The following is a 24,113-nucleotide window of genomic DNA, read 5'->3' as shown; positions in this document are numbered from 1 at the left end:
CCTGGGTGAACACAACCCGACATCGGAAGGACCATCAGAGGTGAAGGCTGTCATCATCGGCGCCGGTATGGGCGGGCTCAGCGCGGCGATCGCCCTGAAGCAGATCGGCGTGGATGTTGAGGTCTACGAACAGGTCACCGAGAACAAGCCGGTGGGGGCGGCGATCTCGGTGTGGTCCAACGGGGTCAAATGTCTCAATCATCTGGGCCTGGAGTCCGAAGCCGCCGCGCTCGGCGGCATCGTCAACACCATGTCCTATGTCGATGCGCACAGCGGAGACACGTTGTGCCGCTTCAGTATGCAGCCGCTGATCGACGAGGTGGGTCAGCGTCCGTATCCGATGGCGCGGGCCGAACTGCAGCTGATGCTGATGCAGGCCTACGGTCTCGACGACATCCACTTCGGCAAGAAAATGGTCGCGGTGAGCGACGGACCCGACACCGCGACCGTCGAATTCTCGGATGGTACAACCGATTCCGCTGACCTGGTGATCGGCGCCGACGGTGCGAAATCACTGACCCGCGAGTATGTGCTCGGCGGTCCGGTGCAGCGTCGCTACGCGGGCTACGTCAACTTCAACGGCCTGGTCGCCGTCGACGAGAAGATCGGCCCGGCCACCGAGTGGACCACCTATGTCGGCGATCATCGTCGGGTATCGGTGATGCCGGTGGCCGACGACCGGTTCTACTTCTTCTTCGACGTCCCGATGCCCGAGGGCCAACCGTACGAACGCGGTAGCGCGCGCGAGGTATTGGCCGCCGAGTTCGGCGACTGGGCACCGGGGGTACAGACCCTGATCGAGACGCTGGACCCGGCGACGACCAACCGGGTCGAGATCCTCGATCTCGATCCGTTCCACACCTGGGTCAAGGGACGCGTCGCGGTCCTCGGCGACGCGGCGCACAACACCACCCCCGATATCGGCCAGGGTGGCTGTTCAGCGATGGAGGACGGCGTCGCACTGCAATTCGCGTTCCGCGATCACCCCGACGACGTGCATTCCGCGTTGGCCGCCTACGAGGCGGCACGCACCGAACGTGCCGGCGATCTGGTGCTGCGTGCCCGGAAACGCTGCGACGTCACGCACGGCAAGGATCCGGAGGCCACCCAAGAGTGGTACGACGAGTTACGAAAAGAGGACGGCACCAACATTATTCGCGGGATCGTCGGCAACATCATGGGTGGGCCGCTGACGTCGTGAGTGCGGCCGGTCAATTCTCCGGCGCCGAGATCACCTGCCCGTCCGGGTCGGGCGCGATTCCGTCGTGAGCGACGAGTGCAGCGGTCCGCGACAGGGTGGGACCCGGCGTGAGCAGCGAGATCACCGACCAGGGCACCATCGCGGGGGTCTGACCGAGCCCGAGGATCGTTCCGGTATCCGCGTCGGCGACTCCGAAACGCACACCGACGTCGGAGATGAAATAGCGGGATTCGGCTCGTGCACTGGCGGTTTCGGTGCCGGTGGCCTGTACGTAGGCACCCGATCCGGGCCGCAGGTAGACGCGGTCGACGCCCGGTCCGGGGCCGTCGGCCGCACTCATCCGCACCGGCGTGGCCGCCTCGGGCAGCGGCAGGCGATGACCGAGTAGCCAACTCGTGGCGGCCACTGCGTCACCGTCGCCCCGCGACCACCCGCGGCACACCGTCGACGATCTCATCATGTCCACGAGATCCGGTGCGCGTTGCGGAAACTCACTGATCGGTAGCGAGCTGGATGTGGGTACCGCCGCCACCTGGCCGGGTGCGACGGTGTGCACCGGCGCGTCGCCGCCACGATCGGCGAGACGCAGCAGCTCCGCACTCATCGCGCCGATCCGCTGCACCCCGTCGGCGAGGACGACGTAGAAGGTGTCCGCGTCGTCGAGGCCCACGGTCTTGATCACCGAACCGATCAACACTCCGTCGTCGGCGAGCGGCCCGCGCTCCCCCGCGTTGTCGATTCGCGGAACCTCGATCGGTTCGACCTCGGGAAAGGTGTTGAGCAGCCCGGAGCTCATGGTGCGCGGCGTCGCCCCTTCGAGGTGCAGTGCGCGCATCACCGGGACACTGTCGGTGTCCACTCGTGCACGCACCGACGTCCGGACGCCGTGTCGGTCGACGGTGTAGATGAGATACGCAGTGCCGCCGTCGATCACGAACAGGCCGTCATTGTCGCGGGCCGGGTCGGCGCCGTGTCCCAAGGTGGGCTGGTCACCGATGACGGTGAGGTCGACGGCGCCGTCGGCGGCACCGGGCGACGTATCGGTGGAGTCGCACACCGTCCAGAACGATTGTCCCTCATGGGCAGCGGCCGGCAATGTCGCCGGCGCACCGGGTATGCCGAGCAGCGGACCACGTGGGTAGCGGATCAGGGTGGCGTCGCTGACCGTTTTCGGGGACTCGTTACTGCCGGTGATCAGTCGTGCTGACGCGAGGTTGAGGACCGGATGCAGGGTGCCGTCGATCAGAACGTAATTACCGCCACCGTTGCGGCTCATCACGATTCGCGCGTCGCCGACCGATCCCTGCGGTCGGATCAGACCCCACACCCCGAAGCCGGCGAGCACCAGCAGTGCGGCGACAGCACCGACCACCAACGCGCGCACCTGCGATCGCATCGGATCGTGCAGCATCCGCACATCGCGACGCACCAGCGCGTGCTCGAGGCGACGCAGCAGGAATCGATAGCCGTTGACCTGCGCTTTGGTCGTGAGCTGCCGAGCCATCATCCCCCTGTCCCCGAGCCCGTTCCGTGTACCCCCTGTGGATGACCTGGGGCACATACTTCTTCGACGCGTTGTAGCGTAACCGAGAAATTCGCGCCCGCGGCCGGCCAACCGGACGCCTGTGGATAACGGGGGAACACATGGGGACAACGCTGGTTCGGGTGCCACTGCGGTCGGTGATCGTCGTCGAGGTGTTCCTGGCCGCCGGGCTGATGGTGTGGGCCGGCACGGGTGGCCGCTACGGGTGGGCCGCGCCGATCCTGACGGTGCTCGTCTCCCTCGGCCTGGTGCACTCGTCGGGCGGGCGGTCACTGGGTGCGCGTGCCACCGAAGGACTGCGCTTCCGTTGGTCGCGGTCGCAGCGCGACGCGGCCGACGTTGCGCCTCCACCGTTCGACATGCCCGCCGTCCACCCCACGGAGACCGGAATCGGTGCGCGATGGGTGGGCGAGGAGTTGATCACCGTGGTGCGGGTCGCCCCGGGCGACATCGCGCCCACCTTCGTGACGCCGGGCGCCGCGGTGATCGACGAGCCGGGGCAGGCCGTGCCGCTCGACGCCCTCGCCGACAGTCTCACCGCTTTCGACATCTCCCTCGCCTCGATCGAGGTCATCGGTCACGGCGTGCGGACGTGGGGTGTCGGTCCGGCTGCGGCGAGTTATCACCGCACCCTCGGACCGTTACCCGCCACCGCGCAGCGGTCGGTACTGGTGATCATCCGCCTCGCCCCGATGCGCTGTGCCGATGCGGTGGCCCGCCGCGGCGGCGGCACCCTCGGCGCGTTGCGCACCGCGTCGATCACCACCCGCCGGGTCGCCAACCGATTGACCGAGAACGGTTTACGCGTGTCGATCCTGTCCGCCACCCAGATCGCGACGGTCACCGGACACCTCGCCGAGGGCGCACCACTCGACGACCTCGACGAACACCGGGACTCGATCGCAACGCGAGCACTCCGGTTTCGCAGCGCGGCCATCGACCCGGCACAGATCGGCGCGGTGCTGTCGTCGGTGTGGGTGAACGACGCGCTGTCGACGACGGTGACCCTGCGGCTACGACGAGCCGCCACCGGCGATCTCGAGGTGGGTGGGCTCGTACGGTTCGCCGAACTTCCCGCGGCCGGCCGGGTGGCGCACTCGTGGCCGTCCGGACTGATCCCGGTGCGCGGACACCAGTTCGACGCACTGTCGGCGAGCCTGCCGATCGCGGCGCCCACTCGGTTGCACCGGCAGTTGCCGGTGCTCCGCGGCGATGACGCCCAGGATCTGGTGCGGCGCATGGTCGTGCCGGCCGGCGGCTGCGGCCAGCTGCTCGGCGCCGATCCTCGAGGACGCGCGGTAGCGTTGCCGCTCTTCGGATTCGGCGTCGATTCGGTCGTGATCGCGGCATCGATGCGACTCCTGGCCCAGGTGACCCTACGCGCTGTCGCGATCGGCGCGTCGGTCACCGTGCACACGACTCGTCCCGCGCAGTGGCGGGGATTGGTTGCTGCCGTAGGGGATCCGCGTCTCCTCGCCGTGAGCGCCGACCGGATACCGGCCGGCATGGGACACCGCGTGCTGATCTTCGACGGAGTGCCGACCCCTCCACCGCAGCCGCACACCACCCAGTTCACCGTGCGCGCGCCAGGACTTCCGGCATCGGGGATGCCGGCCGACGCCACGGTACTCATCGAGCAGAATCCCCGTGCACCGCGGGAGATTCTGCTGACCACCCGCACCCACATCTGCTCGGTGACGATGGTCGCGACCGCCGATGAGTGGGATGTCGTCGGCGGCTGACCGGGCTCAGTCCGGCGCGCCGACCGGCACGAGCGCCCGGTAGAAGACCGCCCGCGACGACGCGGCCCGCACGATCACGTCGGGTTCGTCGTCGGTGATCCACAATGCTTGTCCGGCATGTATCGCGATCGGCTCGTCGCCCTTCGACCTCGCCTCGACGGTGCCGTGCAGCACCGCGAGGATCTGCGGGCCGGGCATGTCGAAGCAAATCGACGACGCATGATGCAGTCCGGTGCCCTCGAGTTCGACTCGGGACAGCCGGAATTCGGGCGCCGGCGTGAGATAGATGCGTTCGTCGCCGACCGTGCGGATCGGCGGGGTCAGGTCGGCCGGATCGGCCGGGGTGAAGTCGAGGACCCGCAGCAATTCCGGCACATCGATGTGTTTCGGGGTGAGGCCGCCGCGTAACACGTTGTCGGAGTTGGCCATGATCTCCACACCCGTGCCGCTCAGGTAGGCGTGCAGGTTACCGGCCGCGAGATAAACCGACTCCCCCGAGTCCAGGTGAATCCGGTTGAGCAGCAACGACGCCAGCACACCGGGATCGCGCGGATACTCCTCGCCGAGTTGTAGCACCGTCCGCATTTCGGCGGCGAATCGGGTGTCCCCCTTGCCGAGGACATCGACCGCGCCGTTGAGCACGGCCGGCACCAGCGTCGTCAGCGAAGCGTCCGGGAGTGTCAACCACGTGGTGAACAGCGCCCGCAGACCCTCCGAATCCGGTTGCCCGGCAAGCATTCCCAGGTATGGATCGAGTTCGGACACCTGGAGCTCACGGAGCAGTTCGACGGTGATGGCCGGGTCCCGAAAACCGGCCAGCGCTTCGAACTCGGTGATCGCGACGAGCAGTTCCGGTTTGTGCCACGCGTCGCGATAGTTTCGGTTGGCTGCATCGATCGGCACACCGCGTGCGTTCTCCCGCTCGAATCCCTCACGCGCCTGCTCGGCACTCGGATGTGCCTGCAACGACAACGGCTCCTCGGCAGCGAGCACCTTCAACAGGAACGGCAGCCGCCCGTCGAACCGGTTCGCGGTCGCGTCACCCAGCGTCGACGGCCGATCGGCGTCGATCACCGACAGCAGATCGCTGTCGGTCCGACCGTCGTCGCCGATACATCCGGCCGGGCCTGCGGGATGCGCGCCGAACCACAACTCCGCCTCGGGATGTGGCGACGGGACCGGCTTGCCCCGCAACGACGCGATCGCGGTGCGCGATCCCCATGCATAGGGGCGCACCACCCCCTCCAGAATTCGCATCACATCAGTTCCTGATCAACCTCAGATAGACGGCGGCCATCTCGACCCGTAACAGCAACAGCAACAACGACATCAGGTCAGTGGGCGCATCCGCTGCGAGCTCCTCCCGATTCAGCGGCGGCGCAGTGGCGATTGCCGTCGAATCATCACCGACAAGCACGTCGAGGTCGCCGACCGCTTCGAGCCGGTGCCGCACATACCACTCGCGCGCGGGGGTGGTGGCGACGAAGACCCGGGGCGGCAACTCCGGCGGCGGCCCGTCGATCTCGGGGTCGTAGAAGATCGAGTCGGTCGGCGACGCGCCCGTGCGCGCCGACCATTCGGCCATCATCCGCGTCACGTCGCCGATCTGGGCGACCGCGCTCATCGCGCCGGCCAACGCGACCAGCGTGCGTGCCGCCTGCCCGGCCACCACCGAGGTGCCGGCGGTGTCACCGACCCACACCGACGGCGGACCGTCGAGCCGCGCGGCGAGCATCTTGGCGCGGTTGTGGAAGCTCTCGTTCGCCGGATGATTGGCACCGGCCTCGTCGTCGAGCGCATCGGCGAGATCGGCGACCTGCGGCACCTGCCCGGTGAACCGGACCGCGGACAGTGACACGAAAACCGCGAGCAACGCGGCCACGAAACCCGGGAACCGGAATCGCGCGTCCACGTGGATCCGCGGGGAGAGATCGATTCCGCTGCCGCCCAGGGCATCCCGCAGCGGACCCTCGATCGGCGCGGCGACCACGACTTCGGCGCGACGGCGCAGCGAGCGGGCGGCGGCGTCGGCCAGGACCATGTCTCCGGCGTCGTCGCCGGCGAGCACCACCACGTCGAGCGGTCCGATCCAGCTGGGCAGCGCCGGTGCGTGCACGATGGGCACATCCACCCGCGCACCGATCGCCGCGATCACGAGATGGGCTGCGGGCGTGGCCACCCCCGTTGCTCCGGACACGATCACCACACTGCGCGGACGCAGGTCGGTCAACGGTGCGAGAACCCCCTCGGCCTGGGCTTCCGCGATCGACCGCACCTGGGCACCGGCCGACGCCACGGCCGGCAACATACCGTCCACATCAGCGGCGATCAGCTCCTCGACATCGTCGAGATCGGGGGCACCGGTACGCATGACACCACCCTAACGCGCGGTGCGCGGGCGGCGTCAGTCGATCGGATCGGGGAGTACCCGAAGATGCCCGCGCCGGCCGGGACGCGGTGTGTTCGCCCGCGAGGCGCGCCGCGGCGGTTCGTCGACGGACGGCGAATCGGAGGGTCGCGCGGGCGTCCGGTTGGCCCGGTGGCGGCCCGCCGCAACCTCGTCCGACCCATCGAACAGATCGGGCCAGCGGTCGCCGGAGGGCACCCGGCCCGCGTTGCCGACCTCGCGGACGGCCTCGGCCAGCGCGGTCAGTTCGTAGTCCTCGGCAACCGGGGCGGAGAAACCACGTTCACTGCGCAGCATCTCCCAGCCCCGCGGCACGGTGATGCGTCGGGCGTGGTCTTCGCACAGATCCCACGAGTGCGGCTCATCGGCACTGGCCAGGGGACCGATCACCGCCGTCGACTCGGCATACACGAAGGTGAGGGTCGCCACCGCGGAGCGGGCGCAGCCAGGCCTGCAGCACTGTCGGGGGAGCTTCACGCAGTCGAGGTTATCCCGCTGTCCGGCCGACGCCGACGCCGACACGCGCGCACACGCCAAACGACGTGGTCACTGCTGCCCGGACCGCAGGAGATGACCTAGACTCTTCGCATGCGTTTTCACCCGCCCCGCCCCTCCCGAGGACGCGAGATCCGCGGCCAGGAGGCTCGGGTCCGCGGTGCGCGGCCGGCCCCGGAACCCGCCGAGACCGGGCGGCGCGGCAGGGTACGCGACCGCCGCGGGCGGGGCCTGCGTTCGCCACTGCTCCCCCAGTACGTTCCGGCGTTCACCAGTCGGGCCGATGAGTTCGACGGCGTCGCACTCGAGGCGTTCGCCGAGATCGACGCCCGCTGGCACGATCAGCTCGCCGGCCTCGATATCGCCGTCGACGACATCCCCCGCATGCTGCCGCGCGATCCCGACTCGATCCAGTGGCCCGACGAGGTGACCGCCGACGGCGCGGTCCCGCTGGCCCGGCTGATCCCGGCCGGCGTCGATACCCGCGGCAATCCCACGCGCGCGCAGATCATCCTGTTCCGCCGGCCGCTGGAGATCCGCGCCAAGCGTGGCGCGGACCTGCTGGAGCTGGTACACGAGGTGCTGGTGCAGCAGGTGGCGACCCACCTCGGAGTCGACGAGGACATCGTGGATCGCGGGCCGGAATGACCTTGGCCGGTCTCGCCGACAGCAACCTGTAGTTCGCCGAGAGCAACCAAAAACTCGCCGACAGCAACCGGGTCCGGTTGCTCTCGGCGAGTTTTTGGTTGCTGTCGGCGTGATTCTGGTTGCTGTCGGCGGGTGATCAGATGATGCCGCGCTTGAGCCGCCGGCGCTCCCGCTCCGACAGTCCGCCCCAGATCCCGAATCGTTCGTCGTTGTGCAATGCGTACTCGAGGCATTCGGATTTCACCTCGCACCCCTGGCAGATCCGCTTGGCCTCGCGCGTCGAGCCACCCTTCTCCGGGAAGAAGGCCTCCGGGTCGGTCTGCGCACACAGCGCACGTTCCTGCCACTGCTCCTCGACGGAATCGAAGAGTTCGTCGAAGTCGTTGGGCACCAGGGACAGATGCCGCGGTTGCGGCCACGTGGGACCATCGACGGGTTCGGGGCAGGCCGCCGGTACGGCCGACGAATCACCAATCATCTCAAAGTGATTCGCGCCGGATTCGACACCGGCCGGAAGTGGATTCGAAAAGTTGCGTGGTTCAAGGGGATTGCCGATCGGGTTCTCAAAAGCCATCGTCGGCGCCTCCTAGCTCGAAAATATCGGTCAATTCCAGTCGTCGTTCTCCGGTTCCGCAGCAGCCCTGCCACGTCCCCTACGCACCTACTTCATCGATCTCACCGTGTGTCCGAGCGCTCCACCCACCGGGCCAATCGAACATCTGATCGAAACCGTTGTGCTCCATTGGTTCTCGATCTCAAACCCGGAATGACACTGATGTGATTACACACGGTCAGCACAGGTGCGGTCAAGTTAAACCAAAAGATTCCTTAATACCATCTTCAGTCTTATCCCCCCGGTCCCGACACGGCGGCGTGTCCGCGTCGCCGGAAGAATCACACTCACGACAATCCCGGCCGGTGACCGACACCCATCGTAGCGAATCGCATCGGTGTGATTCGCGGCCCGCGGGGTGACGCTCCCCGCACTCACCGAAAGCACTGGTGACACCGCGCGCACGGCTGCGCTCACGCGGTCACTACAGTGTCGAGGGTGAAAGTGACGGTCCTCGTCGGTGGTGTCGGTGGCGCCCGCTTCCTGTCCGGGGTGCGGGAATTATTCGGGCCCACGCCCTTTCCCGAGCCACCGGATTCCTCCGCCGAATCGACCGAGCCGGCCAGGTCCGAGCCGGGGCAGATTCATCCGTCCGGCCGACATGAGATCACCGCGATCGTCAATGTCGGCGACGACGCCTGGATGCACGGCGTGCGCATCTGCCCCGACCTCGACACCTGCATGTACACCCTCGGCGGCGGTATCGACCGTGACCGCGGGTGGGGACGCGTCGACGAAACCTGGCATGCGAAGGAAGAATTGGCGGCCTACGGCGCCGACCCGGACTGGTTCGGTCTCGGCGACCGCGATCTGGCGACCCATCTGATCCGCACCCAGATGCTCGACGCCGGCTACCGACTCTCCGACGTCACCGCCGCCCTGTGCCGCCGCTGGCAACCGGGCGTGCGCCTGCTGCCGGCCACCGACGACCGGCACGAGACACACGTCGTGGTGGCCAAACCCGACGGCGACGACGGCGAGCGCGTCGCCATCCACTTCCAGGAGTGGTGGGTCCGTCATCGTGCGCAGATCCCCACCTACGGCTTCGCCCAGGTCGGCTCCGACGACACCAAGGCCGCACCCGGCGTCGTCGAGGCCATCGAGTCGGCCGACGTGGTGCTGCTCGCCCCGAGCAACCCGGTGGTCAGCATCGGCGCGATCGTCAGCGTGCCCGGCATCCGCGCCGCGCTGCGGACCACGTCGGCGCCGGTGGTCGGGATCAGCCCGGTCATCGACAACCGCCCGCTCCGCGGGATGGCCGACGAATGCCTCTCGGTGATCGGCGTGGAGACCTCCGCCGAGGCGATCGCGGCGCACTACGGCGCCCGCAGTGCAAGCGGCATCCTGGACGGCTGGCTCATCGCGGACGGCGATCACGCCACCGTCGACGGCATCGCCGTCGGGCGCGCGCCGTTGCTGATGACCGACCCGCCCACAACCGCGCAGATGGTGCGCGACGCCTGCGCACTGGTCGGACTCGACACCCCACCCACCGATATCGGTACCGACACGGGAGCCGCATCATGACCCTCGGCGACCATCGGGCGCCCGGCACGCTGGAGATCCGACCGGTCACCGGCCTCGGCGAGTTCGGACCGGACAGCGACATCGCCCGCGAACTGCTCGACGCGGCGCCGTGGCTGGCCGACGGCGACGTCGCGGTGGTGACCAGCAAGATCTTCTCCAAGACCGAGGGACGGATGGTGCCCGCACCGGCCGACCCCGACGAGCGGGACGCATTGCGGCGCAAGCTGATCGACGACGAGTCGGTGCGTGTACTGGCCCGCAAGAACCGCACCCTGATCACCGAGAATCGGAATGGGCTGGTGCAGGCGGCCGCGGGCGTGGACGGCTCCAACGTGGCCTCCGACGAGCTGGCGCTGCTGCCCGTCGACCCGGACGGTAGCGCCACGCGACTGCGCACGCGGCTCAAGGAACTCGGCGGCATCGACGTGGCGGTGGTGGTCACCGACACGATGGGCCGGGCCTGGCGCACCGGACAGACCGACGTGGCGATCGGCGCCGCAGGCATCCGCGTCACCCATCCCTATGACGGCTCTGTCGACACCTACGGCAATCCGCTCATCGTGACCGAGATCGCGGTCGCCGACGAGATCGCCGCCGCCGCAGATCTGGTGAAGGGCAAGCTGACCGGCGTGCCGATCGCGGTGGTCCGCGGCCTCGAGCCCACCGACGACGGATCGACCGCCGCGGCGCTCATCCGCCCGGCCGAGGAGGACCTGTTCCGCCTCGGCACCGCCGAGGCGATCGAGGCGGGCCGACGTGAGGCGATCCGCACCCGCCGCTCGGTACGGTCATTCGCGCCCGGCTCCGTCGACCCGGAGCTCATGGCGGCAGCCTTCGCCGACGCACTGACCGCGCCGGCCCCCCATCACACCCACCCGGTGCGCTTCGTGTGGGTACGCTCGCCACAGCGCCGCACCCGCCTCCTCGATGCGATGACCGACGCCTGGCGCGCCGACCTCGAGGGCGACGAGAAAACCGCGGAGTCCATCACCAAAAGGTTGCGCCGCGGCCAGATCCTCTACGAAGCACCGGAATTGGTGATCCCTTTCCTCACCTCCGACGGTCGGCACGACTACCCCGACGACCGTCGCACCGCGGCCGAACACACGATGTTCACCGTCGCCGGTGGCGGCGCCGTCGCCGCACTGCTGGTGGCGTTGTCGACCCGCGGGATCGGCAGCTGCTGGGTCGGGTCCACCATCTTCGCGCCCGAGGTCGTGCGCTCGGTACTCGATGTCGACGCCGACTGGGAACCGTTGGGCGCGATCGCGATCGGTCACCCGCTCGAGGAGGCGACGGCGCTGCGCCCGCCCGCGGCGACCGACGGCCTGGTACTCGAACGATGAGCGCAACCTCGCTGCACACCTCGGCGCGCACAACACTCACCGCGTGGCAGGCACCCGATCCGGAACAGGATTCGTTGCGGCACACCTATCTCGCGTTCCTCGACGCCGCACCGAACGGGTGCCTGCGGGCATCGGAGCCCGGGCACATCACCGGGTCGGCGATCGTCTTCGACGCGACGCTGCGCCACGTACTGCTCACCCTGCATCCGCGGGTGGGTCGCTGGATTCAGCTCGGCGGACACTGCGAGGAGTCCGACGAGACGCTCCGCGACGCCGCCGCCCGTGAGGCACACGAGGAGTCGGGGCTGCCCGACCTGACGGTGACCGCGGATCCGGTGCATCTGCACACTCATCCGATCACGTGTTCGTTGGGGCTACCGACGCGACATCTCGACGTACGGTTCGCCGCGGTCGCCGCACCGACCGCCGACGGCACTCCCCCGCCACCGGTCCTCAGCGACGAGTCGGTGGACCTGGCGTGGTGGCCGGTCGACGCCCTGCCGCCCGACACCGACACCGTCGACGTGCCGGTGCTCATCAACCGCGGGCTGGCCGCCTGTCGCGCAACGGGATTGGGCTGAGACCCGAGCGCTTCAGACCCGGATCCCCTTACCGACGGTGACCACGCCGCCGCTGCTGATCGAGAAGCGTTCCCGGTCGGCGTCGACGTTGACCCCGAGGTGTTCGCCGTCACCGACGACGACGTTCTTGTCCAGGATCGCCTTGCGGATCACCGCCCCCTTGCCGATCCGCACGCCCGGCATCAGCACGCTGCCCTCGATGATCGCGCCGTTCTCCACCATCACGTTCGACGACAGCACCGAATCCCGCACCGTCGCAGCCGAAATGATGCAGCCCGCGCCGACCACCGAGTCCTGCGCCAGTCCACCCTGCACGAACTTGGCGGGCGGCAGGTTCTCCGTCTCCCCACGGATCGGCCAGCGTCGGTTGTAGAGGTTGAAGATCGGGTGCACCGACACCAGGTCCATGTGCGCGTCGTAGAACGCGTCGAGCGTCCCGACGTCGCGCCAGTAGCCCTTGTCGCGTTCGGTGGCGCCGGGCACCTCGTTGTCCTTGAAGTCGTAGACGTAGGCCGATCCCTTGTTGACGAAAGCGGGGATGATGTCGCCGCCCATGTCGTGGTCGGAGTCCGGGTCGGCGGCGTCGGCCCGCAGGGCCTCGACGAGCGCGGCGGTGGTGAACACGTAGTTGCCCATCGACGCGAACGTGGCATCCGGATCGTCCGGGGTACCCGGCGGATCACTCGGCTTCTCCAGGAACTGGGTGATCTTGGCGTTGTCGTCGGCGTCGATGCAGCCGAACGCGAACGCCTCTGAGCGCGGGACGCGGATGCCGGCGACGGTGACGTCGGCGCCCGAGTCGATATGGGCCTCCACCATCTGCGACGGGTCCATCCGGTAGACGTGATCGGCGCCGAACACCACGATGTACTCGGGACTCTCGTCGGTGATCAGGTTCATCGACTGGAAGATGGCGTCGGCGCTGCCGGTGTACCAGCGCGGCCCCAGGCGCTGCTGCGCCGGCACCGGCGTGATGTATTCGCCATGGAAGCCCGACGTCCACCAGGTCTGGGAAATGTGCCGGTCCAATGAGTGCGACTTGTATTGCGTGAGGACGCAGATACGTTCGTAGCCCGCGTTGACGAGATTGGACAGCACGAAGTCGATGAGGCGGTAGGCGCCGCCGAATGGGACCGCGGGTTTGGCGCGGTCCGCCGTCAAGGGGTACAGGCGTTTCCCCTCGCCGCCGGCGAGAACGATTCCGAGCACGTGCGGCTGTGATCTCACAGTCACCAACTTAACCGGCATCGAACCTCTGGGCTAGGCGAATCGGCGTGCTGTTGGTGCCAATGTGTATGAGTTTCCGCCATCGTTGGCGAACTCGGGGCGTTGGCGTTAGCGTCATGCCCATGAGGGTGGCGATGATGACCCGGGAATATCCACCTGAGGTGTACGGCGGCGCAGGCGTACACGTCACCGAATTGGTCCGGCACCTCCGGGCACTCACCACCGTCGACGTCCATTGCATGGGCGCCGAGCGGGACACTGCGCACGTCTACCAACCGGATCCCGGTTTGGCCGGCGCCAACGCGGCGATCACGACCCTGTCGGCTGATCTGCGGATGGCGGTCGGCGCGGCCGGCGCCGATCTGGTGCATTCGCACACCTGGTACACGGGGCTGGCCGGTCATCTCGCAGCCCAACTGCACGGTGTGCCGCATGTCCTCACGGCCCATTCGCTCGAACCGAGCCGGCCCTGGAAGGCCGAGCAGCTCGGCGGCGGCTACCGGGTGTCGAGCTGGGTGGAACGCAATGCGGTGGAGTACGCCGACGCGGTCATCGCGGTGAGTTCGGGGATGCGCACCGAGGTGTGCAACACCTATCCGCGGCTCGATCCCGAGCGAGTTCACGTGGTGCGCAACGGCATCGACACCTCGGAGTGGTATCCGGTGGATGATCCGTTCGGAGCTGACTCACCACTCGTCGAACTCGGGGTGGACCCGAATCGCCCGATCGCGGCCTTCGTCGGTCGCATCACGCGTCAGAAGGGTGTGGCGCATCTCGTCGCGGCGGCGCACGACTTCGATCCGTCGATCCAGCTGATCCTGTGCGCGGGCGCTCCCGATACCCCGGAGATCGGTGCTGAGATCGAGGCGGCGGTCACCGAGCTGTCGAAATCCCGGGACGGCGTCTACTGGGTACGCGACATGCTCGTCCGCCCAAAGATCCGCCAGATACTCACGGCCGCAACCGTTTTTCTGTGTCCGTCGGTCTACGAGCCGCTGGGCATCGTGAACCTGGAGGCGATGGCGTGCGAGACCGCGGTGGTCGCGTCGGCCGTCGGCGGCATTCCAGAGGTGGTCCGCGACAACGTCACCGGCCGACTGGTGTCCTACGATCCGACCGATCCGAAGGGCTTCGAGGCGGGCCTGGCCGAGGCGGTCAATGCGGTGGTCGCCGATCCGGCGGCCGCGACCGCGATGGGCATCGCCGGCCGCGAACGCGCCGAGGCGGAGTTCTCCTGGGTGGCAATCGCCGAACAGACCCTGGAGGTCTACCGCTCGACGCTGCGCTGACGTCGCTTCAGCGGAGTCGGCAGGTGGTGACGGTGACCGACACCGTGACGTCGATGCGTCGTGCATCGTGGGCGGTCAGTGTGCCTGCTGCCGATCGGATCTCGTCCACCGGCCGGTGAAAAGCCGACGGCCCCATGGCCACCAGGTCGGTGATGGTGGCGGCGTCGAGTGCGTGGTCGGCGCGGATCGTGCGGGTGTCGACGATGTCGAACGCAGTGGCCACGGCCGCGGCGAGTCGCTCGTCCTTGCCGGTGGCGACGCTCAGCATGCGCATCGGCGCGATGAGCGCTCCCAGGTGATCGGGTTCGGGGGTGACGACGACGAGCAGTCCACCGGGCCGGAGCACGCGTGCGAACTCGTCGACGTTGCGGGGCGAGAAGATCGAGAGCACCGCGTCGATCTCGTCGGTGCCGATCGGTAGGGTGCGCCAAATGTCGGCGACGACGGATGCGGCGCGTGAGTGGGACCGTGCGACGGCACGGGCGCAGTACTTGGACAGATCCATCCCGATGCCATGCGCGTGTGCATCGGCGTCGAGCACCGCGGCCAGATAGTGTCCGGTGCCGGCTCCGGCGTCGAACACCACGCCTGGAGCACCCGTCTGGGGCCGGGTCGATGCGACGACATCGGCTACCCCACTGGCGATCTCATCGAAGAGGCCGACCTCGTGCACCCGTCGCCGGGCGGCGACCATGTCCGCGGTATCGGAGCGGTGCGTACTCGACCGCCCGTCCATCAGGGTTACGTAGCCCTGGCGGGCGATGTCGAAGCGGTGCGCGTCGACGCAGATCAGCGAATTGTCGTCGGCGGCGACAGCGACGCCACCACCGCAGACGGGACACCGCAGGACGCGCTCGACGACCTTCAGCGCGCCCGGCGGTCGACGATCCGGACTCAGCCGGTGACCCCGCGGAGTTCCTCCCCGAGCGCGGCTGCCTCGTCTGCAGTCAGTTCGACCACCAGGCGTCCACCGCCTTCGATCGGAATCCGGACAACGATTCCACGTCCTTCCTTGGCCGCTTCGAGGGGGCCGTCCCCAGTACGTGGCTTCATTGCCGCCATTCTCGAACTCCTTCCAGAGCGTTCGCCACACGGTGTGGAATGACACCCGAGCATCGGTCGAAATGCTGCAGGTGCCACGACAATGATACGTGTTCAACCGCACGTACCTGCCGCCCACGTGCCGTGGCGTGGCCTGCCGATGAACCCGGCAACGGCCGGTGTGTCCGGCAGACCCGACTATTCGCCCGCGTCGCGAGCGCGAAGATAGCCGACGACGCCCCGCAGTTCGTCGAGTTCACGGGCCAACTTCTCCATCGCCCAGTCGACCTCGGACGGTGAGTAGCCGCGCACGGTCTGCGCGAAGGTGAGGGCACGGACGTCGTCGCCGGTGATGCCCGCACGCGGCAACCGGGTGAGGGTGGTGCCGCGGTCCAGCGGCGGTAGTTGCTCCCCGCGGCCGAACACGAACCACACCACCGCGAAGACCGCGGCCACCACGACGGCCATCACGAGCAAATACAGAAGGATTGTCTGCACGCTGCTCACCCTAACGTCGAGTGGGCGCCACTTTCCGTCGAGTGGGTGCTGTTCGACCTAGGAGGCGATCTCCTCGTCGTCGGTCTCGATGACGCGGATGGTGTTCATCGGGGGCCGGTCCTCGAGGTACACCTCTGTGGTGTGGCCGGTGAACGAGCCGTCGGGTTCGGCGGTGAACTGGGTGAGGCCGACGCCCGAGTCCTCGATGCCGCAGCGCCGCATCAGGGTGCCGACGATCTGTCGGCTCATCACACCGAGCTCGATCAGCGGCCGGTTACGGTGTGTCCGCACACCGAGGTTGACCTGGCCGATGCCCTCGAGGCCGTAATTGTCGAAGGTGTCGATGAGCAGCCCGATCTCCACGCCGTAACCGGGGGCGAAAGACACCGACGACAGCAGTTCGCGGGTGCCGGCGTACTCGCCGCCGAGCGGTTGCAGCACCCCGGTGAGGTCGGGTCGCTGCGACGCGAGCAGCGGACGCGCGACGAGTTCGGTGACCCGTCCGCCGCCGTTGGCGTCGTGTTGCCCGCCGGTCCGCAGCGGTCGCCGGTAATAGCCCTTGACCAGCTGGATCTTCGGGTCGATGAGCAGCGGCCCGAGCATCTTGGGCACGAACATCGGGTCGGGGTCGATCAAATCGGAGTCGACGAAGGCGATGATGTCGCCGGTGACCGCGGCGATCGAACGCCACAGCACCTCCCCTTTGCCCTTGACGGGTTCGAGTTCCGGAACGGCCTGCTCGCGGGTGATCACCTGGGCGCCGGCCGCGCGGGCGCGTTCGGCGGTGGCGTCGGTGGACCCCGAGTCCAGCACGATCAGTTCATCGATGAGGGTGCCGAACAGTGGACGAATCGAGGCGATCACGTCGGCGACCGTCTCTTCCTCGTTCAGGGCAGGCAGGACCACCGACACCGTGCGACCGTCCTTGGCGGCGACGAGTTCGTCGATCGTCCAATCGGGGCGTTCCCAGGTGTTGGTGGTCGCCCAGCGCTGTTTGTCGCTGAGCGTGTCGGCGGGAGCCGGCCACATCGCAGTCTTGTTGCGGTTGTTGGCGGCGGTGGCCTTGCGTGGTTTGCGCTTCTGGGTCCGACGAGCCTCTTCGGTCATGCGAGTCCCCTGACTGTTCGGGCGGGAGATCGTGTCCCCGCGATGGCAGCGACCATGTCGACCACTCGACGGGTGGCAGCCACTTCGTGCACGCGGAAGATCCGGGCGCCGGCAGCGGCGCTCAGAGCTGTTGCGGCAAGAGTGCCTTCCAACCGTTGATCGAGGTCCACTCCCAGAGTCTCCCCCACAAAATCCTTGTTGCTCAGCGCCATAAGCACTGGCCAGTCGGTATTAACAAGATCTTTTACACCGCGTAACAAGGCGAGCCCGTGGTGGGTGTTTTTCCCGAAGTCATGTGTCGGATCGATCACGATCGAGTCCCGGGCGACACCTTCGGCGAGGGCACGTTCGGCGGCGGCGGTGACCTCGCTGACCACATCGGCGACGACATCGTCGTAAGTGACCCGGTGCGGACGGGTCCGCACGGTCGCGCCGCCGGTATGCGAACACACGATGCCCGAGCCGGTGGCCGCGGCCACCTTCACCAGGTCGGGATCGGCACCGGCCCACGTGTCGTTGATCAGATCGGCGCCCGCGGCACACGCCTGTTCGGCCACCTCGCTGCGCCAGGTGTCAATGCTGATCAGGACGTCGGGATAGCGCTCCCGGATCCAGGCGATCATGGGGACGACGCGTTCGGTCTCGGCGGCGGCGTCCACCTCGTCGCCCGGTCCGGCCTTGACCCCGCCGATGTCGATGATGTCGGCGCCCTCGTCGATCACCTGCGCCACCCGCGACTGGGCTGCGGTGTCGGTGAAGCTCGCGCCCTTGTCGTAGAACGAGTCGGGTGTCCGGTTGACGATGGCCATGACCAGTGCGCGGTCGGTCGCGACGGCCTTACCGCACAGGGTTGCGAGCATGGGTCCCAGGGTAGCCAGGTCTCGATACGGCTCCTCGCTTGCGCTCGTCACCTACTCGACCAGCGGAGGAACGGCTCGCTTGCGCTCGTCACCTACTCGACCAGCGAAGGTGAGGTGCGACCAGGCGGGCGTGGGTAGCGCTCAGCCCTTCGGCGCCTTTGCGTTCGCGACGTCGGAGGGGTACTCGTCGTAGAACTCGACGTAACCCTTCTCCTTTCCGGCGAGCACGTAGATCTGGTCGTCACCCGCCTCCGCATAGCCCTCGTCGCGCAGTTGCACCTTGAAGTTCTTGAACGTCGAGGTCTGTTCGAAGTCGTCGACGACCCGGAGGAACAGCGGGACGGCATAGGACGGCAGATGGTCGTAGAGGTGGGCGGCGAGCTTGCCGGGGTCGAGTTCCTCGCCGTCGCGCACCTTCACCGCGCCCATTCCGGCGCGACCGTCGGTGCCGTCGACCTCGACGCCGTAGACCACCGACTGCGCGACCGCCGGGTAGGAGTCGAGGGCGCCCTCGACCTCGGTGGTCGCGACGTTCTCCCCCTTCCACCGGAAGGTGTCGCCGAGGCGGTCGACGAAGGCGATGTGGGAGAAGCCCTGGTCGCGCACCAGATCGCCGGAGTTGAAGTAGGCGTCGCCCTTCTTGAACGCGTCGCGGATGACCTTCTTCTCGGTCTCCTCGGGATCGGTGTAGCCGTCGAGCGGCACCCGCTCGCTGATCTCGGCGATCAGCAGACCGACCCCACCCTTGTCCACCTCCACCAGACGTCCGGCGTCGTTGCGCTTGGGGTCACCATGCTCGTCGTACTGGACGATCTTGTAGGGCAGCGGGCAGAAGCCTGCGGTGCGTGCGACGTCGAAGGCGTTGACGAAGGCGAGATTCAGTTCGCTCGCGCCGTAGAACTCGACGATGCGGTCGATGCCGAAGCGTTCGGAGAACTCGTCCCAGATCTCCGAACGCATGCCGTTGCCGATGATGACCTTCACCGCGTGCTGGCGGTCGGTCGGCTTCTCCGGCTGGGCGAGCAGATAGCGGCACAGTTCGCCGATGTAGCAGAAGGCGGTCGCCCGGTTGCGGATGACGTCGTCCCAGAACTTCGACGCCGAGAACGACCGGCCGATCGCGATGCAGGCACCGGAGGCGAGCACCGATCCGAGCGAGACCGACAACGCGTTGTTGTGGTAGAGCGGCAACGCGACATACATCGTGTCGGTGTGCTTGAGGCGCACGGCCAGACCGCCGATGCCGGACAGGTTCGCCAGCCACCGGTTGTGGCTCATCACGCTGGCCTTCGGCATCCCGGTGGTGCCCGAGGTGAAGATGTAGAACGCCTTGGTGGAGGCCGGCAGCGTGGCGGTGATCTGCGGGTTGCGCTCGGACCGTCCCTCGGCGGCGGCGTCGAGCTCGTCGAAGTCGTAGACATGCTTGGGCAGATCGTCGGCGGGGATGTCGGCGAAGGCCTCGGCACAGTCCGGGTCGTAGACGAGTACCGTCGCGTCAAGCAGGGAAACACTGTGCGCCAACACTTTTCCGCGTTGGTTGTAGTTCAGCATGCCAGCGGTGGCACCGAGTTTGACGGTCGCGAGGATCGCCATGAGGTCGGTGGGGTTGTTCTTGGCGAGGATGGCCACCACGTCGTCGCGTCCGACACCGCACTCGGTGAGCACCGCGGCGTACCGATTGACGCGCCGGTTGACCTCGCCGTAGGTCATCGAGCGGCCCTCGAACCGGATGAACGGACGGTCGGGGTGGGCGTCGGCGTGCTTGGCGAAGATCGACCCGATGGTGCGCTGGGCCTCCGGCGGGCGGTGGATCAGCCCGGGCAGGTGCTTGATCATGTTCGGTGCGTGTGGCGCCATCTTGACGACGCCGCGGATGAGGTCGGTGAGACCAACTGCGCTGTGGGCTTCACTACTCGCCATCGGGTACTACTCCGCTTCCCTCGTGCCGGTCAGGGGGTGACGCGCGGCGATCGTTCCAATCACCGTTGCCACCGTCACGTCTACCTTACCGGCCAGTAGCAAGTTGGATGGCGAGCGGCACCGTATCCGCCCGTAGTAGGCCGTCGAGTGCCGCGCGGGACACGAAACCGCGGGTGGCGAGATCTTCGAGCCACGCCAGCAGCGGGTCGTAGAAGCCGAACGGGTCGAGCAGGACGACCGGTTTGTCGTGCATGCCGAGATAGCCGCCGGTCCAGGTCTCGAACAGTTCCTCGAGGGTGCCGATGCCGCCGGGCATGGTGATGAAACCGTCGGCGCGCTCGTCCATCTGTCGTTTGCGTTCGCGCATGGTCTCGGTGACGACGAGTTCGTCGGCGCCGAGGTCGGCGACCTCGCGTTCCATCAGGGCCCGGGGGATGATGCCGACAGTGTGCCCACCCCCGGCTCGGGTGGCCTCGGCGACCGCGCCCATCATCGAGACGTTGCCGCCGCCGGAGACCAGGGTGTGACCGGCCGCGGCGAGGGCGGTGCCGAGTTCGGCGGCGAGGTCGAGGTACTCCGCGGAGACCTTTCCGGAGGCGCAGTACACGCAGATCGCGCTCATCGGGCACGCCCGGGGGTCGCGGCGTCGACGATCGCGACGACCTCGGCGGGCTCGTCGACGACCTGCAGCAGATCGAGGTCGTCGGCGGAGATCATGCCCTTGGTCAGCAGGACGTCGCGCATCCAGTCCAGGAGGCCGGACCAGTGGTCGCGGCCGACGAGCACGATCGGGAAGCGCACCACCTTCTTGGTCTGCACCAGGGTCAGCGCCTCGAAGAGTTCGTCGAGGGAGCCGAATCCGCCTGGGAGACAGACGAATGCCTGTGCGTACTTGACGAACATCGTCTTGCGCACGAAGAAGTAGCGGAAGTGCATGCCGATGTCGACCCACGGGTTGAGGTGTTGTTCGAACGGCAGCTCGATGTTGAGTCCGATGGACTGGGAACCCGTCGGGTGGGCGCCGCGGTTGGCGGCCTCCATCGCACCTGGCCCGCCGCCGGTGATCACCGCGTACCCGGCCTCGCCGAGCGCCCGTCCGAGCCGGACCGCGAGCTCGTACTCGTCGCTGCCCGGCTGCAGCCGTGCCGAGCCGAATACCGTGACGGCCTCGGCCACCTCGCTCATCGCGTCGAATCCGGCGACGAACTCCGACTGGATACGCAGCACCCGCCACGAGTCGCGCATCGTGCGTTCGGTCCGTAGTTGGTGATCGCGGGGATCGACCCACTCGAGGAAGCGCCGGTCGGTGGTCTCGGCGTCGTCGGCCACCGCGTCGCGCCGTATCCGGACCGGTCCGACGTAACAGACGTCCGGTTTCGGGGAGTCCGGGACGTTCGGTGAGTCGGGTGGGCTCGGTTGCGGTGGATCAGACTGGGAGGCGCGATGGCGGCCGGGCGTTGCGTCAGCGGTCGACATGGTCACTCACGCTACCCGGGCCTCACGACAGATAACGGCGGAGCAGCTCGGTGACCTCACCGATCTGGGCGACGGGGACCCGTTCGTCGGCGCGGTGGGCGAGGTTGGGGTCGCCGGGGCCGAGGTTGACCGCGGGGATACCGAGCGCGGAGAACCGGGACACGTCGGTCCAGCCGTACTTGGCGCGGAATCGGCCGTCGGCGGCGTCGACGAGCGCGGCAGCCGCCGGGTTGGCGAGTCCGGGCAGGGCTCCCGCAGCCGCGTCGGTGACCTCGAATCCCAGTGCGCCGTCGGCGAGCTGGGTGGCAAAGACCTCGCGGACATGGTCGGTGGCCTGCTCGATGCTGCGGTCGGGCGCGAAGCGGAAGTTGACGTCGACCCAGGCCGCGTCGGGCACCACGTTGCCGGCGACTCCCCCGCCGACGCCCACCGCCGAGAGTCCCTCACGGTATTCGCAGCCGTCGATGTCGACGCGGCGCGGCCGGTAGGCCGCCAGCGTGGTGAGGACGTCGCCGAGTTTGTGAATGGCGTTGTCGCCCATCCACGATCGGGCCGAGTGGGCGCGCACGCCGGTGGTGGTCAGGCGCACTCGCAGGGTGCCCTGGCAGCCGGCCTCGATGAGTCCGGCGGTGGGCTCGCCGAGGATCGCGACGTCGCCGCGCAACCAGTCGGGCAGTTCGCGTTCGATGAAGCCCAGGCCGTTGTACTTCGCGGCGATCTCCTCGCAGTCGTAGAAGATCAGGGTGAGGTCGCACGACGGGTCGGCCAGGGTCGCCGCGAGGTGCAGGAACACCGCGTCGCCGGATTTCATGTCGACGGTGCCGCAGCCGTGCAGCACCTCCCCCTCGTCGGGGTCGGTGGTACGACGATGCGGCAGATTGTCGGCGACCGGCACGGTGTCGAGGTGGCCGGCGAGGATGACCCGCCGTCCCAGCCCGCGATCGGTCCGCGCCAGCACCCGATCCCCGTGCCGAACGACCTCGAAACCTGTTGTCTGCGTGCGCAACGCGTGTTCGACGGCGTCGGCGATGGCGGTTTCGTTACGCGACTCGCTCTCGATGTCGACGAGGGCGGCGGTCAGCTCGACGGGGTCGGCGTGCAGGTCGAGGGTGGTCTTGGGCGCGGTCGTCACCCGACCAACCTATCGTGCCGGCATCCGGTGTGTCCGCCATGCCGATGCTCAGAGATCCACCTGTTCGAGGTGCCATTCGATGGACGCGAAATGCGGCATTTCGCGGCCCTCGAACATCGTCAGCAGGCTGCGGCGCCGCGACCAAATAGCGTCCGCTTACTTGCCGTAGCGCGGTTCGTAGAGCTGGACGGTGAACCCACCCGGTACGTGAAAGTGCGTGACGAGACCGTACCCGTGGTCTTCGATGGGTCCGGTGAACTCGACACCGCGGCCGGTGAGTTCGGCGACGGTCTGTTCGATCTCGTCGCAGTAGAAGGACACGTCGGCGGTCCCGGACGGCGGTGCGACGCCGTCGGTCGGGTGTACGCCGAGGTCTGCTTCCGGTGCGTCGAAGATGAGCCAGCCGTCGCCGGTGTCGGCGCCGGGCAGCTGCAGTTTGTCCCGGATGAACTCACGCAACGCGCGGTCCTCCGACGAATAGAACATCGCATGCATCCCGCGGATCATCGTGGCCTCCTCGCAACCGATCGCCTGTCCTGCAATCTACGCGCCGGCACGGGGTCCTCCGAGCGGATGACGGTGGCTCGTCGACGTATCGGTAGCGCTTACCATCAGTGGGTTCGAGGGGAAGGGGACTCAATGATCATCTTCGGAAGCCGCACGACCACGGCGTTTCTGGCGGCACTGATCTTCCAGTGCGCGTTCTGCCACAGTCCGGCCGCGCAGCGACTGTTTCGCGTGCGCTCATGGTTCACTCTGTTCTTCTTGCCGATCTTCCCGTTCGGTCACGGCAACTATCAGATGACGTGCTCGTACTGCGGGCAGGCGTCGACGCTCTCGCGGGAGAACGCGGAGCGGTTCGTCGCCGACGCGCACGCGCAGCAGCATGGTGCGCCCGCGCCGTACCCGATGCCGCCGCAGCAGGCACCGCGGTCGATGGGACAGGGCGGGTTCTGATCCGCACTCCCCGGGGACGGCGTTGTTCGACGACGACTGTCGGTCGGTGCGGATACCGTCGAGGAATGAGCATCGACCACCCGACACCAACGTTCAACGCGCTGTCCATCGTCGCCCGGGACATGGGCGCCACCACTGGGTTCTACCGGCTGTGCGGCCTCGAACTCCCCGACGACGCCGCCGATCAGCCGCACATCGAGGCCCGCGTCGGCGACGTGCGAATCATGTTCGACACGGTCGCGGTGGTCGAGTCGTTCACGCCCGGCTGGCGACCGCCGTCGGGTGGCCACCGGATGGCTCTCGCCTTCGAGTGCGCCTCCCCCGACGCCGTCGACGCCACTCATGCGCGACTCGTCGCTGCCGGGCATCGGTCGTCGGTGGAACCCTTCGACGCTGTCTGGGGTCAGCGATACGCGGTGGTACTCGATCCCGACGACAATCCGGTGGACTTCTACTGCCCGCTCGGCTGACGTCGGGGAGACACTCGTGGGCTCGATCGCCCA

The 24,113-nt window shown here is 67.8% G+C and carries 25 protein-coding genes; 9 read left to right on the top strand and 16 right to left on the bottom strand.

From position 1 onward, the window contains the following. Nucleotides 1-40: 40 nt before the first annotated feature. Nucleotides 41-1,201, top strand: coding sequence for an FAD-dependent urate hydroxylase HpxO (gene hpxO, locus AAFP30_RS02165; RefSeq protein WP_419228180.1), 1,161 nt, complete (start codon nucleotides 41-43; stop codon nucleotides 1,199-1,201). A 10-nt stretch (nucleotides 1,202-1,211) separates the two neighbouring features. Here hpxO and eccB read toward each other — a convergent pair whose 3' ends face one another. Beyond that, nucleotides 1,212-2,705, bottom strand: coding sequence for a type VII secretion protein EccB (eccB, locus tag AAFP30_RS02160; RefSeq protein WP_419228646.1), 1,494 nt, complete (start codon nucleotides 2,703-2,705; stop codon nucleotides 1,212-1,214). A gap of 140 nt (nucleotides 2,706-2,845) precedes the next feature. On the opposite strand from eccB, the gene eccE reads away from it, so the two are divergent. Further along, entirely contained in the window at nucleotides 2,846-4,486 is a 1,641-nt protein-coding gene (gene eccE, locus AAFP30_RS02155; protein ID WP_419228179.1) for a type VII secretion protein EccE, read from the top strand. A gap of 6 nt (nucleotides 4,487-4,492) precedes the next feature. Here eccE and manA read toward each other — a convergent pair whose 3' ends face one another. Genes manA through AAFP30_RS02140 form a run of 3 tightly spaced genes read right to left on the bottom strand, consistent with a single transcriptional unit; the run spans nucleotide 4,493 to nucleotide 7,370 of the window. Beyond that, on the bottom strand, nucleotides 4,493-5,743 hold the full coding sequence (gene manA / locus AAFP30_RS02150; protein ID WP_419228178.1) for a mannose-6-phosphate isomerase, class I: 1,251 nt from the start codon (nucleotides 5,741-5,743) through the stop codon (nucleotides 4,493-4,495). Nucleotides 5,744-5,747: 4 nt separating this feature from the next. Continuing rightward, nucleotides 5,748-6,857, bottom strand: coding sequence for a hypothetical protein (locus tag AAFP30_RS02145; protein WP_419228177.1), 1,110 nt, complete (start codon nucleotides 6,855-6,857; stop codon nucleotides 5,748-5,750). Nucleotides 6,858-6,890: 33 nt separating this feature from the next. After that, nucleotides 6,891-7,370, bottom strand: a complete 480-nt coding sequence (locus tag AAFP30_RS02140; protein WP_419228175.1) for a DUF3499 domain-containing protein — start codon at nucleotides 7,368-7,370, stop codon at nucleotides 6,891-6,893. A 111-nt stretch (nucleotides 7,371-7,481) separates the two neighbouring features. Here AAFP30_RS02140 and AAFP30_RS02135 point away from each other — a divergent pair, with 111 nt between their 5' ends. Beyond that, nucleotides 7,482-8,036, top strand: coding sequence for a metallopeptidase family protein (locus AAFP30_RS02135; protein WP_419228174.1), 555 nt, complete (start codon nucleotides 7,482-7,484; stop codon nucleotides 8,034-8,036). Between the two features lie 136 nt (nucleotides 8,037-8,172). Here the strand turns inward: AAFP30_RS02135 and AAFP30_RS02130 are convergent, their stop codons facing one another. Then, nucleotides 8,173-8,610: a WhiB family transcriptional regulator gene (locus AAFP30_RS02130; protein WP_419228173.1), complete on the bottom strand. Its 438-nt coding sequence runs from the start codon at nucleotides 8,608-8,610 to the stop codon at nucleotides 8,173-8,175. A 477-nt stretch (nucleotides 8,611-9,087) separates the two neighbouring features. Between AAFP30_RS02130 and cofD the strand changes: the two genes are divergently transcribed. The 3 genes from cofD to AAFP30_RS02115 are packed head-to-tail and all read left to right on the top strand — an operon-like array spanning nucleotide 9,088 to nucleotide 12,103. Further along, nucleotides 9,088-10,176, top strand: a complete 1,089-nt coding sequence (cofD, locus tag AAFP30_RS02125) for a 2-phospho-L-lactate transferase (protein WP_419228172.1) — start codon at nucleotides 9,088-9,090, stop codon at nucleotides 10,174-10,176. Continuing rightward, nucleotides 10,173-11,522 (top strand): coenzyme F420-0:L-glutamate ligase, encoded by a 1,350-nt coding sequence (locus tag AAFP30_RS02120; protein ID WP_419228170.1) that lies wholly within the window; start codon nucleotides 10,173-10,175, stop codon nucleotides 11,520-11,522. Before cofD ends, AAFP30_RS02120 begins: the two co-directional genes overlap by 4 nt. Next, nucleotides 11,519-12,103 (top strand): NUDIX hydrolase, encoded by a 585-nt coding sequence (locus AAFP30_RS02115; protein WP_419228169.1) that lies wholly within the window; start codon nucleotides 11,519-11,521, stop codon nucleotides 12,101-12,103. The genes AAFP30_RS02120 and AAFP30_RS02115 overlap by 4 nt, the downstream gene beginning before the upstream one ends. A 12-nt stretch (nucleotides 12,104-12,115) precedes the next feature. Here AAFP30_RS02115 and glgC read toward each other — a convergent pair whose 3' ends face one another. Beyond that, nucleotides 12,116-13,330 carry a glucose-1-phosphate adenylyltransferase gene (gene glgC, locus AAFP30_RS02110; RefSeq protein ID WP_419228168.1) on the bottom strand — a complete coding sequence of 405 codons (1,215 nt, stop codon included), beginning with the start codon at nucleotides 13,328-13,330 and terminating at the stop codon, nucleotides 12,116-12,118. Nucleotides 13,331-13,452: 122 nt separating this feature from the next. Between glgC and glgA the strand changes: the two genes are divergently transcribed. Next, on the top strand, nucleotides 13,453-14,619 hold the full coding sequence (glgA, locus tag AAFP30_RS02105) for a glycogen synthase (RefSeq protein ID WP_419228167.1): 1,167 nt from the start codon (nucleotides 13,453-13,455) through the stop codon (nucleotides 14,617-14,619). 7 nt (nucleotides 14,620-14,626) lie between these two features. Here the strand turns inward: glgA and AAFP30_RS02100 are convergent, their stop codons facing one another. From AAFP30_RS02100 to AAFP30_RS02055, 10 genes are all read right to left on the bottom strand, one after another. Then, nucleotides 14,627-15,466, bottom strand: a complete 840-nt coding sequence (locus AAFP30_RS02100; RefSeq protein WP_419228645.1) for a putative RNA methyltransferase — start codon at nucleotides 15,464-15,466, stop codon at nucleotides 14,627-14,629. 47 nt (nucleotides 15,467-15,513) lie between these two features. After that, nucleotides 15,514-15,681 carry a DUF3117 domain-containing protein gene (locus AAFP30_RS02095; RefSeq protein WP_004019232.1) on the bottom strand — a complete coding sequence of 56 codons (168 nt, stop codon included), beginning with the start codon at nucleotides 15,679-15,681 and terminating at the stop codon, nucleotides 15,514-15,516. A 177-nt stretch (nucleotides 15,682-15,858) separates the two neighbouring features. After that, nucleotides 15,859-16,158, bottom strand: coding sequence for a DivIVA domain-containing protein (locus tag AAFP30_RS02090; protein WP_419228166.1), 300 nt, complete (start codon nucleotides 16,156-16,158; stop codon nucleotides 15,859-15,861). A gap of 57 nt (nucleotides 16,159-16,215) precedes the next feature. Then, nucleotides 16,216-17,265: a glucosyl-3-phosphoglycerate synthase gene (locus AAFP30_RS02085; RefSeq protein WP_419228165.1), complete on the bottom strand. Its 1,050-nt coding sequence runs from the start codon at nucleotides 17,263-17,265 to the stop codon at nucleotides 16,216-16,218. Beyond that, the gene (gene folP, locus AAFP30_RS02080) at nucleotides 17,262-18,125 is read right to left on the bottom strand and encodes a dihydropteroate synthase (protein ID WP_419228164.1); all 864 of its coding nucleotides are present in this window, start codon (nucleotides 18,123-18,125) and stop codon (nucleotides 17,262-17,264) included. The genes AAFP30_RS02085 and folP overlap by 4 nt, the downstream gene beginning before the upstream one ends. Before the next feature lie 141 nt (nucleotides 18,126-18,266). Further along, nucleotides 18,267-20,045 (bottom strand): long-chain-acyl-CoA synthetase, encoded by a 1,779-nt coding sequence (locus tag AAFP30_RS02075; RefSeq protein WP_419228162.1) that lies wholly within the window; start codon nucleotides 20,043-20,045, stop codon nucleotides 18,267-18,269. A gap of 85 nt (nucleotides 20,046-20,130) precedes the next feature. Then, nucleotides 20,131-20,667 (bottom strand): TIGR00730 family Rossman fold protein, encoded by a 537-nt coding sequence (locus tag AAFP30_RS02070; protein ID WP_419228161.1) that lies wholly within the window; start codon nucleotides 20,665-20,667, stop codon nucleotides 20,131-20,133. Next, a complete protein-coding gene (locus AAFP30_RS02065; protein WP_419228159.1) occupies nucleotides 20,664-21,521 on the bottom strand; it encodes a TIGR00730 family Rossman fold protein in 858 nt (285 codons plus the stop codon). Before AAFP30_RS02065 ends, AAFP30_RS02070 begins: the two co-directional genes overlap by 4 nt. Before the next feature lie 22 nt (nucleotides 21,522-21,543). Continuing rightward, entirely contained in the window at nucleotides 21,544-22,653 is a 1,110-nt protein-coding gene (gene dapE / locus AAFP30_RS02060) for a succinyl-diaminopimelate desuccinylase (RefSeq protein ID WP_419228158.1), read from the bottom strand. Nucleotides 22,654-22,809: 156 nt separating this feature from the next. Next, on the bottom strand, nucleotides 22,810-23,160 hold the full coding sequence (locus AAFP30_RS02055) for a VOC family protein (protein WP_419228157.1): 351 nt from the start codon (nucleotides 23,158-23,160) through the stop codon (nucleotides 22,810-22,812). Between the two features lie 132 nt (nucleotides 23,161-23,292). Between AAFP30_RS02055 and AAFP30_RS02050 the strand changes: the two genes are divergently transcribed. Both AAFP30_RS02050 and AAFP30_RS02045 read left to right on the top strand, forming a co-directional pair. Next, on the top strand, nucleotides 23,293-23,610 hold the full coding sequence (locus AAFP30_RS02050; RefSeq protein WP_419228156.1) for a zinc-ribbon domain-containing protein: 318 nt from the start codon (nucleotides 23,293-23,295) through the stop codon (nucleotides 23,608-23,610). 65 nt (nucleotides 23,611-23,675) lie between these two features. Further along, nucleotides 23,676-24,080 carry a VOC family protein gene (locus AAFP30_RS02045; protein ID WP_419228155.1) on the top strand — a complete coding sequence of 135 codons (405 nt, stop codon included), beginning with the start codon at nucleotides 23,676-23,678 and terminating at the stop codon, nucleotides 24,078-24,080. Nucleotides 24,081-24,113: the final 33 nt, after the last annotated feature.

Source organism: Gordonia sp. CPCC 205515, from assembly GCF_048537925.1.
Taxonomy (GTDB): domain Bacteria; phylum Actinomycetota; class Actinomycetes; order Mycobacteriales; family Mycobacteriaceae; genus Gordonia.
The sequence above is the reverse complement of the archived record's forward strand: the minus strand, read 5'-3'. Positions and strand labels throughout refer to the sequence as shown.